The organism is Sporanaerobacter sp. PP17-6a, from assembly GCF_900095615.1.
Taxonomy (GTDB): domain Bacteria; phylum Bacillota; class Clostridia; order Tissierellales; family Acidilutibacteraceae; genus Acidilutibacter; species Acidilutibacter cellobiosedens.
On the sequence record NZ_FMIF01000013.1, the window covers coordinates 82667 to 98929 of the forward strand.

17 protein-coding genes are annotated in these 16263 nt (G+C 33.4%); 14 read left to right on the plus strand and 3 right to left on the minus strand.

The window, feature by feature from the left end; translation table 11 throughout:
• Nucleotides 1-2 precede the first annotated feature (2 nt).
• Complete coding sequence (locus PP176A_RS06675; RefSeq protein WP_071139687.1) at nt 3-854, plus strand: ketose-bisphosphate aldolase; 852 nt, start codon at nt 3-5, stop codon at nt 852-854.
• A 90-nt stretch (nt 855-944) separates the two neighbouring features.
• On the opposite strand, the gene PP176A_RS06680 is transcribed toward PP176A_RS06675, so the two are convergent.
• Complete coding sequence (locus tag PP176A_RS06680; protein ID WP_071139688.1) at nt 945-1874, minus strand: hypothetical protein; 930 nt, start codon at nt 1872-1874, stop codon at nt 945-947.
• A 191-nt stretch (nt 1875-2065) separates the two neighbouring features.
• On the opposite strand from PP176A_RS06680, the gene PP176A_RS06685 reads away from it, so the two are divergent.
• The 7 genes from PP176A_RS06685 (at nt 2066) to PP176A_RS06715 (ending at nt 7911) form a co-directional block, all read left to right on the plus strand.
• Nucleotides 2066-2506: a PTS sugar transporter subunit IIA gene (locus PP176A_RS06685; protein WP_071139689.1), complete on the plus strand. Its 441-nt coding sequence runs from the start codon at nt 2066-2068 to the stop codon at nt 2504-2506.
• Between the two features lie 16 nt (nt 2507-2522).
• Nucleotides 2523-3128: a KpsF/GutQ family sugar-phosphate isomerase gene (locus PP176A_RS06690; RefSeq protein ID WP_071139690.1), complete on the plus strand. Its 606-nt coding sequence runs from the start codon at nt 2523-2525 to the stop codon at nt 3126-3128.
• Nucleotides 3129-3164: 36 nt separating this feature from the next.
• Nucleotides 3165-4100, plus strand: a complete 936-nt coding sequence (locus tag PP176A_RS06695; protein WP_234958856.1) for a phosphoglycerate dehydrogenase — start codon at nt 3165-3167, stop codon at nt 4098-4100.
• 18 nt (nt 4101-4118) lie between these two features.
• Nucleotides 4119-4922, plus strand: a complete 804-nt coding sequence (locus PP176A_RS06700) for an HpcH/HpaI aldolase family protein (RefSeq protein WP_071139691.1) — start codon at nt 4119-4121, stop codon at nt 4920-4922.
• A complete protein-coding gene (locus PP176A_RS06705; RefSeq protein WP_071139692.1) occupies nt 4919-5869 on the plus strand; it encodes a D-2-hydroxyacid dehydrogenase in 951 nt (316 codons plus the stop codon). The genes PP176A_RS06700 and PP176A_RS06705 overlap by 4 nt, the downstream gene beginning before the upstream one ends.
• A gap of 54 nt (nt 5870-5923) precedes the next feature.
• Complete coding sequence (dapA, locus tag PP176A_RS06710; RefSeq protein ID WP_200796068.1) at nt 5924-6814, plus strand: 4-hydroxy-tetrahydrodipicolinate synthase; 891 nt, start codon at nt 5924-5926, stop codon at nt 6812-6814.
• A gap of 242 nt (nt 6815-7056) precedes the next feature.
• Complete coding sequence (locus PP176A_RS06715; protein WP_071139693.1) at nt 7057-7911, plus strand: MurR/RpiR family transcriptional regulator; 855 nt, start codon at nt 7057-7059, stop codon at nt 7909-7911.
• A gap of 94 nt (nt 7912-8005) precedes the next feature.
• Here the strand turns inward: PP176A_RS06715 and PP176A_RS06720 are convergent, their stop codons facing one another.
• Both PP176A_RS06720 and ald read right to left on the minus strand, forming a co-directional pair.
• Complete coding sequence (locus PP176A_RS06720; RefSeq protein WP_200796070.1) at nt 8006-9343, minus strand: APC family permease; 1338 nt, start codon at nt 9341-9343, stop codon at nt 8006-8008.
• Nucleotides 9344-9604: 261 nt separating this feature from the next.
• Nucleotides 9605-10726 (minus strand): alanine dehydrogenase, encoded by a 1122-nt coding sequence (gene ald, locus PP176A_RS06725; RefSeq protein ID WP_071139695.1) that lies wholly within the window; start codon nt 10724-10726, stop codon nt 9605-9607.
• Nucleotides 10727-11280: 554 nt separating this feature from the next.
• On the opposite strand from ald, the gene PP176A_RS06730 reads away from it, so the two are divergent.
• From PP176A_RS06730 to PP176A_RS06755, 6 genes are read left to right on the plus strand one after another with little or no spacing between them, the layout of a single operon-like run.
• Nucleotides 11281-13353, plus strand: a complete 2073-nt coding sequence (locus PP176A_RS06730; protein ID WP_071139696.1) for a BglG family transcription antiterminator — start codon at nt 11281-11283, stop codon at nt 13351-13353.
• A gap of 16 nt (nt 13354-13369) precedes the next feature.
• Nucleotides 13370-13825: a PTS sugar transporter subunit IIA gene (locus PP176A_RS06735; RefSeq protein ID WP_071139697.1), complete on the plus strand. Its 456-nt coding sequence runs from the start codon at nt 13370-13372 to the stop codon at nt 13823-13825.
• A 31-nt stretch (nt 13826-13856) separates the two neighbouring features.
• Entirely contained in the window at nt 13857-14705 is an 849-nt protein-coding gene (locus PP176A_RS06740) for a class II fructose-bisphosphate aldolase (protein WP_071139698.1), read from the plus strand.
• A 3-nt stretch (nt 14706-14708) separates the two neighbouring features.
• Nucleotides 14709-15395 (plus strand): triose-phosphate isomerase, encoded by a 687-nt coding sequence (locus tag PP176A_RS06745; protein WP_071139699.1) that lies wholly within the window; start codon nt 14709-14711, stop codon nt 15393-15395.
• Nucleotides 15396-15410: 15 nt separating this feature from the next.
• The gene (locus tag PP176A_RS06750; protein WP_071139700.1) at nt 15411-15932 is read left to right on the plus strand and encodes a YjbQ family protein; all 522 of its coding nucleotides are present in this window, start codon (nt 15411-15413) and stop codon (nt 15930-15932) included.
• A gap of 26 nt (nt 15933-15958) precedes the next feature.
• Nucleotides 15959-16243, plus strand: coding sequence for a PTS sugar transporter subunit IIB (locus PP176A_RS06755; protein WP_071139701.1), 285 nt, complete (start codon nt 15959-15961; stop codon nt 16241-16243).
• The last annotated feature ends 20 nt before the right edge of the window (nt 16244-16263 follow it).

Below are 16263 nucleotides of genomic sequence, written 5' to 3' on the forward strand. Positions count from 1 at the left end.
ACATGATAGTGTCTTTTAAGGATATGTTGCAGAATGCAACGGATGGGAAATATGCAGTAGGAGCCTTTAATATCGGGAATAAAGATATTTTAGATGCGACTATTGCTGCAGCAGAAGAAAAAAAGATTCCTGCAATTGTTGCCGTATCTGTGCCGGAAATGAATTTTTTAGGGGATGAATTTTTTTCTTATGTAAAAGTACGCCTGAAAAAATCGGAAGCCCAATTTTGTTTACACCTGGACCATGGTTCAAATTTGGAAGATATAAAACGAGCTATCAATAATGGCTGTACTTCGGTAATGATTGATGCATCAAATAAAAGCTTTGAGGAAAATGTAAATATTACTAAAGAAGTAGTTGATTATGCACATTCATTAAATGTTTATGTTGAAGGAGAATTAGGGACAATTGGAAATACAGGTAATAGTTCCTGCGGAGAAGGGCTTGATACCTCAATCATTTATACAGATCCGGATAAAGCAAAAGAATTCTGTGAATTGACAGGAGTAGATGCTTTAGCAGTTGCCATCGGAACTTCCCACGGAATGTATCCGAAAGGGAAAACGCCAAAACTAAGAATTGATATTCTTCAAAAAATTCGTGAAAGAACATCAGCTTTTCTTGTATTACATGGAGGTTCAGGTAACGCTGATGAAGAAGTGATTGAATCCATAAGGCATGGGATTTCTAAAATAAATATTTCCAGTGAAGTGAAAAAAGCATATTTTGAAGAACTTTATAAGTATTTGGGAGAATACCCTGATTCGGTAAAAACTCAGGTGGTGTTTCAGTCTCCTATAAAAGCGGCAAAAGATAAAATTGTGGAGAAAATGAAGATGTTTATGAAGAACTGAGATAGTTGGGAATGCCCTAAAAACATTTTTTAACGTTTTTAGGGCATTTTTGTTATACAGGATTGCGGAGATGAAAATTGGGAAACTTAATTATAATAACTTTAAAACATTAGAAACAACAAATTTGATTTTATCAGGATCAATATCAAGATCCCTTCTCGTTCCGATATTTTCACAGACAAATTTATTGCCTGCCTGGTTACCTCCGGCGAAAATTATACAGTGATCATATATATTCGCACTGCTGTAATTTGTCTGGTTTTTTTCAAATCGGAGAATTGATGAGTCAAGTTTTTTAAGTTCATCTTTAAAAGTATCACTGTAATTAACCGCTATATTTTTTCCTGACCCGATACAGTCAAGTAGGATAAATCGTTTTCTATGTGCAGAATCTCCTAAAAATTCTTTTATCATTTGGTCTCCCATATTGTTGATACATCCAAAGTCAGTAAGAACAAAGGCAACATTTTTTTGTTGCTTAGGTGTTAAAGTGGAAGCGATTGCAAGACAACCAATAACTCCCGAAGTATTTCTGTTTAAATTATGAGAATTGGGGATTCCTTTTGAATAATGAACAATTAGATAAATACCGATGATATAGACCGAAAGCGTCATAAAATCTTTCCAACTGAAAAATCCTTCTAACCATTTTATCCTTAAAAAGTGAGCTGAAAATATAAAACAAAGGACAGTAATGAAAAGTAATGGGATAAATGCAGTCAGGCTGTATAAAAGTTTTCTGTTTCTTATATCAAAAGGATAATATTTGTAGAATCCAAAATTTTTTGACGGTGTATCATAATTTGCCATAATTATGGTATCTGCCTTCTTGACATCTCCGATAATTAAGTCAATCGCTTTTCCTTTTGAACCTTGCGGTGAAAGTATTGAAGTTTTATATCCCATACCTTTAAATTCGGGTTCAATATTATTAATAAATCTGATTTTTTCTTTTTTTCGAAACCTTTTTTTAGCTATTACTCCATATTTTAATATGGAATCTTTCATATCAAAATCCATAAGGCAAACCTCCTTTTTTCTACACTAAAATTATATCATACTTAAATCCAAAATGAAATAAAATTCTAAATATAATATTTTTAACTTGAAAAATTATTCTATTCATGATAGTATAGAAATGAATTGAGAGCGCTTACTTATGAAAATAGAAAGTTTTAGAAAGGAGGAAGTGACTTAAGTCATGAAGTAGAATGATTGGAATTTTAATAGTAACCCATGGAAAAATGGCAGAAGGTATTGCTGACAGTGCGAGGATGATTATGGGCAATAATGAACAATTTGATTCAATTGGATTATTTCCTGATAAGGATTTAGATCAGTTTAAAGCTGATATCAAAAAGAAATTTTTAGAGTTGGATACTGGTGACGGTGTAATCATATTCGTTGATTTATTTGGAGCTTCGCCATATAACATTACAGCCTTAAATCTACACGAATTGCTAAGTGAGAAGAAAAAAGTTAGAGTGATTACAGGTGTAAATCTTCCAATGGTGATTGAAGTATTGAATATGAGAAACATCGAAGAGAATATTGATTCTTTATATAAATCTTGTTTGACTACAGGAAAAGACGGCATCAAAGAATTATTAGAAGAAATGGCTTCAAATGAATGTGAAGATGATGAGGAGTAGAAAGGAGTAAAAAATAATGGATATCAGTAAGCATGTTCAAGCTGTTGAAACTTTCAAAGAGATTACTGAAATGGAATTAAGTGAATTTGTAAAGAATCTAAGTACAGAGGAATTAAATCCGGCTTACAATTTGATTGTTAAGGCTAAAAAGAATGGAAATCGTGTTCATGTTACCGGAATTGGGAAACCTTCCTATGTAGCTGGTTACATTGCTTCTTTATTTTCGTCTACCGGTACTCCTGCCTATGTTCTTCATGGGACCGAGGCGATTCATGGATCCAGCGGGCAAGTAAAAGAAGGGGATATAGTAATTGCAATTTCTAACAGTGGTGAAACAGAAGAACTTATAAAAACAGTCACTACAGTTAAAAATAACGGAGCAAAAGTTATATCGGTTTCAGGAAACAGAGAATCATGGTTGGCTAAACAGGGAGATGCTTTCTTATTTGCAGGCGTAGATAAAGAAGGAGGACCTTTAAACAAAGCACCTCGTATTTCATACTTGGCCGAAATTGTTGTTTTGCAAGCTTTATCTATTGCACTTCAAAATGAAGAGAATATTGATTTACAGGATTATAAAAAATGGCATCCAGGCGGAGCCTTGGGAAAATCAATTAAATAGGACAATTTATAATAAGAAGAAAAGAGGCGTTAGACAGTGAAAGGAAAAATTTTAATAACACCAAGGGCATTTGCTAAGAATGGAATGAAGGAAATTGAAAAATTAAAACAACAAGGATGGGAAATTCATCTGAATGATACAGGCAAATCATATAGCCACGAAGAATTTGTAAAATATGCGAAAGATGTTGATGGTATCATTATTGGCGTTGATATTGCAGATCGTGAGATGCTTAAGGGCTGTAAAAATTTGAAAGCTATTGCCAAGTATGGTGTTGGTGTTGATAATATTGATTTAGATACTGCAAAAGAATTAGGAATCAAAATTTCAAGGACTGTCGGTTCTAACTCGGTGTCAGTTGCAGAGCATACAATAGCATTAATGTTTGCATGTGCTAAACGTATTGTTGACGGAGCAATTAACGTTAAAAATGGAAAATGGAACAAGAACTACGAAATAGAACTTATGGGTAAAAAAATCGGTATTATTGGCTTTGGCAATATTGGAAGACATGTAGGCAGGCTTGCTCAGGGTATCGGCATGAATGTATGTGCGTATGATGTATTTCCTATTAATGAGAAATATGCAAAGGAACATAATATCCAAATATGTTTGCTGGATGAACTGGTTAGAACCAGTGACGTTATTACTATTCATACGCCCCTGACATCTGAAACAAAGGATATGATCAATGCCGAGCGTTTAAAAGAAATGAAAACGACAGCAATTGTGATCAATGCAGCCCGAGGCGGAATTATAAATGAAGCTGATCTGTATGAAGCATTAGTGAACAAAGAAATTTTTGCTTCCGGATTTGATGTTTTCTCAACGGAGCCACCAAAAACTGATGAGAAACTGTTACGTCTGGACAACTTTATTTTAACTCCTCATGCTGCTTCAAAAACTTTAGAAGCTGATATGAATACGATAAAGATGTCAATTACAAACCTTATTACAGATATCGAAGGATAAGTGAGGAAGGAAATAAAAATGAAAAACAGATTAAGAGAATGTTTAGAAGGTAAAAAAAATATTATAGCTACACGTATTAACAGTACATGGCCAATGATAGCGGAAGTTGTAGGAGCCACAGGCTTATATGATTATATTGAGTTTTTGGGCGAATATGCTCCGTATAACCAATATGATTTAGAAAATATTGCAAGGGCATGTGAACTTCATAATATGTCATGCATAATTAAAATAGATTATGCCAACCGCGACTATGTAGCTCAAAAGGCATTGGCTTCAGGATTTCAAGGTATTCTGTTTACTGATCACAAAACAGCAGAAGAGGTAGAAAATACATTAAAAATGGTAACACCGTCGATTCCCCATGAGGGTGGAAGACTTGGATATGTCAGCCGTCGTTTCTATAAGAACGAAGGTTTTAAAAATCAGTTGACCTATGCAGCCGAAGTAAAAAAATGTGTTATGGGATTTATGATTGAAAAAGTGGAAGCAGTAAAAAATATTGAGGAGATATGTCAAGTTCCCGGGGTTGACTTTGTTCAGTTTGGACCTGCTGACTTTTCTATGAATAGTGGATTCAACGCAAAAGAAGAAGTTGAGAAAGTAAGAGAAGCGGAAGAAAAGGTAATTAAAACTGCATTGAAATATGGAGTTAGTCCGAGGGCTGAAATTAACTCTGCCGAAGAAGCAGAACGCTATATCAAATTGGGGGTAAGACATTTTGCCTTAGGTTCAGAATTGAAAATTGAGAAGATGTTCTGGACAGACAATGGTGAATGTTTAATGGGAAAACTCAACGATTTGAGAGGAGAAAAAATATGAAAATTGTAGTATTGGATGGATATACTTTGAATCCGGGAGATTTAAACTGGAATCAAATCAAAACTTTGGGAGATATTATTATTTATGATAGAACAGATTCAGCTGACATAATCTCGCGTATCGGAGATGCAGAAGTTGTATTGACAAATAAAACTCCTATTCGAAAAGAAACGATGAAAGCATGTCCTAATATAAAACTGATTAGTGTTTTAGCTACTGGATATGATGTAGTTGATATTGAGGCAGCAAAACAACTGGGAATTGCAGTTTGCAATATTCCGGCTTACGGCACATATTCTGTTGCTCAATTTGCAATTGCATTGCTGTTAGAAGTTTGTTACCATGTAGGATATCATGACAATGCGGTTAAAAAAGGAAGATGGGAAAACAGTGCTGACTGGTGTTTCTGGGATAAGCCGTTATTGGAATTGTATGGCAAAACTATGGGCATTATTGGCTATGGTCGAATCGGCCAGACGACAGGAAAAATTGCAAGGGCCCTTGGCATGAAAATCATTGCTAATGATAAGCATGAAAATCCTACTCTAAAAGATGTTGAATATGTTTCTTTTGATGATTTGTGTTCCCGTGCAGACGTAATTGTACTTCATTGTTCCCTAACAAAAGAAAATCAGCAGTTCATTGACAAGAAAGCAATTGCCAAGATGAAAAAGAATGCAATTATTATAAACAATGCTCGGGGTCAACTGATTAATGAAAAAGATTTGGCGGATGCATTAAATGAGGGCAGAATATATGCTGCAGGAATTGATGTTGTTTCAAAGGAACCAATTGAAAAAGACAATCCGCTACTGAAAGCAAAAAACTGTTATATTACACCTCATATGTCTTGGGGATCGGTGGAAGCTCGAAAGCGTATTATGGATATGACTTACGAAAATATTCAAGGATATCTGAATGACAAAGCTGTAAATAGAATAGTGTAAGAGATGAAATACAAAAGGAAATTTAGACAATGTCGCTTAAAGGAGGATTATTAAATGATAAATATTGAGGGAATTATTACACCTATTGTTACACCATTCAATAGAGATAAAGATCAGACGATTAACTATGATGCATTAAAACAACTAATTGATCGTTTAATTGAAAAAGGTATAAAAGGGATTTTTATTTTAGGAAGTTATGGTGAATTCCACGTTGTCGATGATGATGAAAAATTGGAATTTGCAAAGAAGACGGTTGAAATTGTGAACCATCGTGTACCTGTTTATGTTGGTACCGGCGGAAACAGCACACGTAATGTGATCCGCTTATCAGAAAAAGTCGAAAAAGTTGGTGCAGATGCGGTATCTATTATCACCCCATATTTTGTTTCACCTAATGATAAAGAAATTATAAACCACTACAAAACAATAGCGGCAAGTATAGATCTTCCAATTATTTTATACAATATTCCAAAGAACACAAAAATTAACTTGTCAAAAGAAATTGTTGCTGAATTGGCTAAAGTTGAGAATATTAAGGCAATCAAAGACAGCTCGGGTGACATGGAAAACTTGAAAGGTTATGTGGAAGCTGCTAAGGGAACGGATATGAAAGTTCTAATAGGTTCTGATTCTAAAATAGCTCCCGCAATTCGTTTAGGGGCAGCCGGCGCAATTGCCGGTACAAGTAATCTTATTACCGAAGTAGATGTTAATTTATATAATGCATTAAAATCGGGTAATGATGAAGAGGCAGATCGTTTACAGCAAGAAATTGAAGTATTGCGCAGTGCATTAAAGTTAGGTACGATACCTTCAGTTATGAAGCGTTCCCTTGAATTTACCGGTATTCCTGTTGGACCTGCACGTCTTCCGGTTATGGAAACTACGCCAGAAGTTGATGAAAAAATTAAAGAAATGCTTAAGCACTATAATTTGATTTAAAGAAATACTCTTTTCTGGTTTTAATCTTATTCAGATTTCCACCAGAAAAGAGTATTTTTATGTATATTTGATTTTCTTGTTCATTTCAATTATACTGATATTGATTTAATTTTCAGTTTAATATAAGTAGACGGTGAAATAATATTCCAATCTAATAAATGATGAAATTATTTATTCCGAAATTAATTAATTTATTCAATTGTGATTTACATTTAAAATTAATGAGAAAGGAAGTGGTGTCTTTGAGTTGTTTAATACAAATTAAAGAAGGATATTCGTTGCTCAGCAAAAATGAAAAAAAAGTAGCCGATTATATTTTGTCTCATCCTTTGGAAGTATATGATTATTCTGTTCAGCAGCTTGCAGAATCTTCGGGAACCAGCCCGTCTTGTATTATACGTTTTGTTAAAAAAATCGGCTTTGAAAGTTACACTCAGTTTCGGCTGATATTAGCAAAGGAATCGGAACGTCAGCTGATGTCCTCAGATGAGTTAATAGAAGAGGTGACTAAAAGTGATAGTATTCCGGAAATGCTGCAGAAATTTAAAAACTTTAATATAAACACAATTAATAAAACCTTTGAGAATTTAGACGAGGTAAAAATAAAAAAAGCTGTTGATATTTTAAGAAAAGCAAAAAAAATCTTTGTTGTCGGAGAAGGGACTTCGTCTCTTGTGGCTCAAGACCTTTCACATAAATTTATTTTGGTCGGAATCGATTCTTGCTGTCATTCGGATGCACATACACAGTTGACTCAGGTAAATGATTTAACTCCGGAAGATGCAATCGTTATCTTTTCATATTCCGGTTCAACACAATTAGCAAATTTTGCATTAAAACGTGCAAATGAATTAAATGTTCCGTCTGTTTCCGTTACACAAATTTCCAAAGCATATTTGGCACGAAAAGCTACGGTACCAATATATGTTCCGGCTCTGGAAACCGAACGTAAGATCGGGTCAGTTGCTTCCAGGATTTCTACATCAATAGTATCGGATATTCTTTATTTAGGGACTGTTCAAAAGAATATTGACCAGATAAAGGAAAAGGTAACCGAGACGAGGAAGCTGTTAAGCCAATTAAAAGTGGATATATGATAAGATACTTCACTATGGGCTATAAAAAACCTCTGTTAAAATTTATTTAATCTTAGCAGAGGTTTTTGAATTCCAATATAATATTTTATATTGTCTATTCCTTTACAGCATCATCCTTGTCCGAATATTTTTTCTTACAATAGTAATATACGGGCAGACCAATTAATGTCAAAGCAAGTCCTAACATAGAACCCTTAAATGAGTCTCTGATTGTTACGAATATTAGATATAGACCTCCAATACCTCCTATTATTGGTATTATGGGATAAAGAGGTACTTTATACAGTTTTTCATCTCTGGGATATTTCTTTCTCAGTATAAATATGCTGAATACTCCGAGAGTAAAGAATATCCATATAACAAATATACACAAATCGGTAATTGTATTAAAATTGCCTAACAGAATAAATATTATCGAAATCACTGTCTGAAATATTATCGAATTAACCGGTGTACCTAATTTTGGATTTACACGATTCAAAATTTTATATTTGGGAAGTTGCTTTTTTTGCCCCATTGCAAAGGCTACTCTTATCCCACTGGCTAATTGAGCATTTAGAGCAGCAAAGGAAGACAACAACATTCCTATTGTTATCAAAGTGGTTCCTCCGCGGCCAAAGAGTTTTTTGGAAACATCTACTCCTATACTTTCGGAAGTTGCTACTTGGGGTGCAGACATTACATTAAATATTGCCGTATTAAATAAAGCATAAACTATTATTACAAAAGCAAGACCTATTATTATAGCTTTAGGCAAATTTTTTTCCGGGTGAATCATCTCGTCGCCAAGAGTACAAGTATTCATCCAACCATCATAAGACCATAATACACCGAGAAGGGCAACTCCCGTTCCGGCACCCTTTATAATTCCACTTGTTGCAAAGCTGATATCATGGGCAGTACCGTTAATTAACCCAAAGATAATTATGGCAGCCATCGGAACTAATTTCCCTATGGTTGCAATGCCTTGCATCTGAAGGCTGAGCTTTGTGGATATTATCTGCAATATTACTATTAATAAAGTAATAAATATTGCAAAAAATTTTAATTCCCATTTACCCATCGGTATAAAATAGGTTGCAAATGTAGCACAAGCTATTGCCAAAGCTGCTGAACCACCCGGACTTGAAATAATCACTTCTATCCATCCATACAAAAAACCAACGACATCATTGTATAATTCCACCAAATAAGTATAAAGCCCTCCTACTTTAGGAATATATGCAGCAATTTCTGATATGGTCAATGCACTGCACATTGAAATTAGTCCTCCGACAATCCAAATGATCAACGCGGATGCTGATGAACCCATATTAACTAATACTACCGCAGGCTTTAAAAATATTCCTGTGCCGATTACAAATCCTATTACATATGCAATACCTTCCCGTAACCCGAGATTTCTTTTTAACTTTCCTTCTTCCTGATGCACTAATAATTCCCCTCCTTTTATATTATCAATTTTAATTAAGATACTTATAAGAAAAGCTTCCATTGAAGAATTATAATGTAGCTTTTCTTGAAACCCAATTAACGGGAAATTTATATTAATGAAATTTTGATTTCCCTATGGGTTATAAGAAAAGCTTCTATCAAAGTATAATGTAGTTTTTCCTGAAACTCATTTACGGAAAGTCCTCTTAATCAATGTTTATAAGTGAGGACTTTCCTATTCGTTATAAGGAAATATTTGTTACTCGATTCCTAATGATTTTTCAGGAGAAATATATGGTCTGTTTTGTTTTTTCCCTGTTTCTTCAAGAGTCAATTTTCCTCCATAGGATGTAAGCCCTCTCCTTAAATATTTGTTATCAGTTAATGCCTTTTTAACGCCTTTATTAGCTATTTCCAAAGCATAAGGCAAGGTCGCATTACATAAAGAATAGGTCGAAGTTTGAGGGAATGCTGCCGGAATATTGTCTACACAGTAGTGCATAATCCCTTCTTCGATATATACAGGATCGTCATGGCTTGTGGATCTGCAAGTTTCTATAGCACCCGCTTCGTCACAGGCTACGTCTACAATTAGTGATTCCCGTTTCATTAACTTCAGCATGTCTCTTGAAACCAAATGATCTTTTCTCCATTTTGGCCATAATATACAATTCATTAAGACGTCTGTTCTTTTCAGGCATTTTATTAGATTTTGCTCATTTGAATATAATAACTCCACATTAGGAGGGAGTATCTCTTTGGCTCTTTCTAATTTATTTATGTCTATATCTAATATTGTAACTTTGTTTCCAAATGCTGATGACAATTCCGCTGCACCTATTCCTGAATTTCCCGCTCCGATAATAGTGACTTCCGGAGTTCTGATTCCATGAACTCTTGCAAGGAGAATTCCTTTGCCGCCGTGAATTTTCTGAGAAAAGTTGAGGGCTGCAATGAATCCTCCTTTACCTGCTATTTCACTCATTGGTTTAAGAAGAGGAAATTCACCGTTTTTATCGGTAACGTCTTCGTATGCGATGGCAGTTACTTTTTTTTCAAGAAGAGCATCGGTCTGATCTCTATGAGCATTGGAATGAATATAAGTAAAGACAATCAGCCCTTCCCTTAAGTATTTGTATTCCTCAGGAAATATTTCCTTTACTTTATAGATCATTTCAGAATTTCGATATAATTCTTCCGGAGTTTTCAATATTTTTGCTCCTTGAGATTCATATTCCTTATCGGGAAATCCGCTTCCATCGCCTGCTCCTTTTTCTACAAAAACAGTATGTCCTCTTTTTACAAATTCTTTTACTCCTTCCGGGGTACACGAAACTCTGTTCTCATTAGCTTTTATTTCTTTTGTTATTCCTATAATCATTAAATTTCCTCCTTTATGTTAATATTTTTAAACTGATAATAGATATTGCAAATGGAATGCCAAGATTAAACATCTTATTTTGCAGGTTATTTCAAAGCCTCAATAAAAACATAAAGGAATCGTTTTCAGATAAAGACAAAAAGTTGTCTTTATTTTCTTTTTTAATAACTCTTATTATAACGAATATTAGCTATAAATAACGAAAGACAGATTATTGACAATTCTGACAATAACCTGTCTTTTATATAAACATAAACATTAAATTATCTTTAAAGATATGTTTAGTAAGTAAGGGCATTGTGCCCATAAAAGAAAATTACCAACTTAACTGGCGGATGTTTATTATGTTTAATAAATTGGTACAATTTTGTTCTAAATATAGGAATGCTTTTAAACTTTTGTTTTATAGCGAAAGATGTTAAAGTAACAATGTAAGATATAGTAATTAGATGGCCATATAATAAAAATATATCTTAATTATGGGTTTTATAGCAATTGCCATCCTGAAAGTTTTTATTATAATTTAAGATTTATTAAAAAGGAAGGTGTTGCATTTGTATAGAAGGGCTTGTAAAATAATAAAAATTATTTATGACAAACAAAATGAGCTGGATATAAAAGATCTTGCACAAATATTAAACGTCAGTATAAAAACAATACAAGCAGATATACAGGAAGTTAATGAATTTTTGAAAAGTACGGGAATTGCATCCTTAAAAGAAAAAGAAAATAAGTTTTATATTACAAAAGTACAAAAATCGATTGATGAAATTCTTTCAACATTGAGCTTTTATGATTATAAGCTGTCGAAGGATGAAAGGCTGATAATTGAAGCGCTTTTGCTAATATTTACAAAGAATCATGTTACTCTTTTTAATGTGGCGGAATTCATGTATGTTTCCAGATCCACAGTTATCGGGGATATTAAATATTTAAACAGGTTTTTTGGTAATTATCATCTTTCTATTGATTCTCAGACCAATACTGGCATAAAAATTAGGGGTTCTGAGGAAAGTATAAGAAATCTATTTGTAAATATATTATTTAAGCATAGAGATTTATATAATTTATTTTCTCATCAGGAAAAGATTAAAAATATGAAATTTGGAGAATTAAAGGCAATAGACGTAGAAAGAAACATAATACTTCAAAATCTTATATCGGAAGCTGAAAAATATTCAGAAATGCAGTTAACGGAACATTCTTTTAATATATTGTGGAATTACTTATGTATGGTTATTGTCAGAATAAGGTCGGGAAAATATCTTAAAAATTATAAGTCTGAAAGTGGCGAAGTGAGCAATAAATTGATAGAAAGATTATACACTTTAGTATTTCAGCATTTTGATTTAAAAGAAAATGAAAATGAACTTTATTACTTAAATAATTTTTCCAAAAGTTTAACTTATCTTAAAAAAAATAACACAACTGACGGAAGCAAGGAAATAGTAAAAATACAAACTATTACAAGATTGTTTATTATGAAAGTATCAAAAGCATTGAATATTCCGCTATATAAAGATTATGAACTTTTCAAAAGCCTTTCAAATCATTTGGAGAGAATCTTTCTGGACGGATTTACAAGTTTAGTGGATAATTATGAAATAAATTTTATCATAGGAAAATATTCATATGTAAAAAGTAAGGTTGAAGAAAATATAGGAGTATTAGAGCAATATGCTAAGAGACCTATAGGAGATGAAGAAATAGCTTATATAGTCATATATATATGTGCTTCGATTGAAAAAATAAAAATTCATAAGAATCGATGTAATGTAATTCTCGTTTGTAACAGTGGAATAGGAACGAGTCAATTTTTAAAATCAAAGCTTTTGGATAGATTTAATTTAAATATAGTAAATGTATTACCTAAGCATAGACTTAAAGATTCAATAAGAAATGATATAGACTTTATAATTTCCACAGTCGATTTAGATGAGACATGTTTGCCATATATAAGGGTATCTCCTCAGCTAACAGACAGCGATTTCCTGAGAATGAGAAAAATGATTGAAGACTATGGTTCTGTAAATTTTGACGAAATACATGATAATAATTGCTCGGAAATAATGAAAAAAATAGAACTAATAATAAAGGATGATGAAATATTAGATGTAATTAGAAAAAGTTTAAACGAATATTTTGATAAAAAAAATAAAGTGAATTTAAGTCTCGCTGATCTTTTGACAGAGGATTTTATACAATTGGATGTTAAGGTGGAGGATTGGAAGGATGCTATAAAAAAAGCCTCTCAAAATTTATTGGATAAAGGATTTATAACTAATGAATATGTAAAATCCATAATAAAAAATACTATTGAAAATGGACCTTATTATGTGATTTCTAAAGGATTTGCTATTCCTCATTCTGAAATTGGGGATGGAGGAAAAATTATGGGATTTAATTTAATAAGGTTAAGAGAGCCTGTTATGTTTAATGCTGGTATCTATGATCCAATAAAATATATATGCATAATAAATGCGGTTGATAAAGAAAGACATCTGAATGCTTTGTTTAATTTAATAAATTTACTGCAGATATCGGAATTTAAAAAAGCATTAGATAAATCAAAAAGCAGTGAAGAAATGGCAAGAACTATTGAATTATATGAGAGAAGAATACAATAAATGCGGAGGTATTAATATGTATTTAGACAAAGAGATTACATTTTTTAATGAAAAAGTTAAAACTGGAGAGGAAGCTATAAGAAAGCTTGCCAGGAAGTTTATGGAAAATAATTTAGTTAAAGATACTTTTTGTGAAGCTGTTATTAATAGGGAAGTCGCATATCCCACAGGTCTTAGTGTAAACGGTAAAGGCATAGCTATTCCGCATACTGACAGTATTCATATAATAAAACCACAAATAGGCTTCATGTCTTTAAAGGAACCGGTAATATTCAAGAACATGGTAGATAAAAATGATGAAATAAAGGTTAATGTAATATTTATGCTTGGCTTAAAAAAGTCAGAAGAACAGGTGCAGATGTTGCAAAAGTTGGTAGACATGTTTCAGAATGAGGAATTATTAAATGAAATCATATCATGTACGAATATTAGTGAATTTAAAGCAATAATGAAAAAAGCTAATATTTCATAAAATAATTTCTGGATTTTAAGGAGGCGGTATGATGTTAGTTAGTTCTAAAGAATTATATAAGGTTTCAAGAAAATACAATTTTGCTTTCCCTGCTCCTAATTTTGTGGACCAGAATTCGACAAAGGCATGTATAGAAGTGGCGGAAGAATTAAATTTACCGTTGATATTAGCATATGCTCAAGCTCATAAGGAATTTTTATCATTTGATGAAGCTGTAGAATTAGGAAAATATTATGGGGAAAAGGCCAAAGTTCCCGTAGTACTTCATTTTGATCACGGAACAGATAAGGATTTAATTATGAAGGCCGTAGACATAGGGTTTAAGTCAGTTATGATAGACGCATCATCGGACCCCTTTGAAGAAAATGTGAGGAAAACAAGGGAAATAGTGAAATATGCACATTTAAAAGGAGTAGTAGTGGAAGCGGAAATTGGACATGTAGGAGGAGGAGAAACATATAAGAGCAAGGATGACAACGACAGCAGATATACAACTGTTGAAGAGGCAGAAAAATTTTTTGAGCTTACAGAGGTAGATTCTCTTGCTATATCTATAGGAACAGCACACGGGGCATATAAAGGAAAGCCTGTAATAGATTTTGAAAGATTGAAGGAAATAAGATCAAAGGTTGATGTACCTCTTGTTCTTCATGGAGGCTCTTCGTCAGGAGATGATAATTTAAAGAGATGTGCCCTTAACGGAATAAGTAAAATAAATATATACACAGATTTAGTAACGGCAGCCTATAAGAAGGCGGCGAAGATGGAGTGGAAGGATTATTATGAATTAAGGAGTGCACAGATTGAAGGAATAAGGGAATGTTTAAAGCATTATTACGTTGTATTTGAAACTGAAAAATACAGGAAGGCAGATGAATAAAAAATGAAGGTAAGAACGCCATTTTTAGTTGTTAATCCAAAATCATATCTTTATGGAGAAAAATCTTTGGATTTAGCCTTGGCGGCTGATAAAGTGGCAAAGGAAACAGGAATTGAAATGTTTTTTACATGTCCATTTACAGACATACGGTATATTAGCGAGAGGACAAACCATCTTATAGTAACTGCTCAACATATGGACCCTTTAAAGCCGGGCAGGGGAATGGGACATATACTGCCGGAATCTTTAAAGGAAGCAGGAGCAGAAGCAGTTTTCCTAAATCATGCCGAAAATCCTATGACAGTAGAAAAATTATCAAAGACCATTGAAAGAGCACATGAGCTGGATATGATAACCATAGTATGTGCGGATTCAGTATTTGAAGCTGCTGCGGTATGCAAATTGAACCCTGACATAGTTTTAGCTGAGCCTACAGATTTAATAGGGACAGGCAAAACAGCAGGCAAAGGCTATGTAGTTGAAACCATATCAAAGATAAGAGAGATAAATCCGGATATACTTGTTATGATAGCCTCAGGAGTTACCACAGCGGATGATGTTTATAAGGTTATAAAACTTGGAGCTGACGGAACAGGAGGAACAAGCGGTATATTGAAAGCTCCTGACCCTAAAAAGAGGATAGTTGAATGGGCGGAAGCCGTGAAAAAGGCTGTTAAGGATAGAAAATAATTGGAGGTAAGAAAAGTGAATATTTACAAGGAACAAATAGATTTAACATCTCATGGAGGAAGACCAAGCTTTTTTGATATAACACCACAGGTAAAAGAGGCCATAGAGAAAAGCAGGGTAAAAAATGGGATATGTGTAGTCATCTCACCTCATACCACTTGTTCTGTATTTTTTGAAGAATTTGTTCATGATTATAATGAAGAAGGGGATGAGTTTCTTCAGGAGGACTTAAATAATATTTTAAAGAAAATAATTCCTGATAACGTGGAGGAAGGGCAGTATAATTATCCCGGGGAAAAGCATTATAAAGCAGTTGCCTTATGGCCAAATGCTGAGGCATATTTGCCAAATGGGGACAGGAGAGCTCTTTTAAACTGTGATGCACATCTTAAGGCAACCCTTATAGGATCAAGCCAGACCTTTGAAGTGGATGAGGGAAAACTTGGCGTAGGGACAACAGGGTATATATACTTTGTTGATTTTGACAGGACAAGATCACGTATACGTAAATGTAAAATAATTGTTTTAGGTGAATAATATAAAAAAGAAAGTGGAGTGTTAACATGAAAAGAATATTATTGGCTTGTGGCTCAGGAGTATGCACATCTACAGCTGCCAGAGTAAAAGTTGAAAAAATATTGGATGCAAATGGATACAAGGGACAATACAAAATGGAACAATGTAAAATAGCAGAAGTGCCAGCAAAATCAACTAATTTTGATTTTGTAATATCAACAACAATGCAACCCGATGGAGTAAAATGTCCTTTTGTAAGTGGTTTGTGTTTTTTAACAGGTGTAGGCATTGAAAAAACAACTAAAGAGATATTAGATCTCATGAAAAAATAAAAATAAGGCGGTGAGTTATT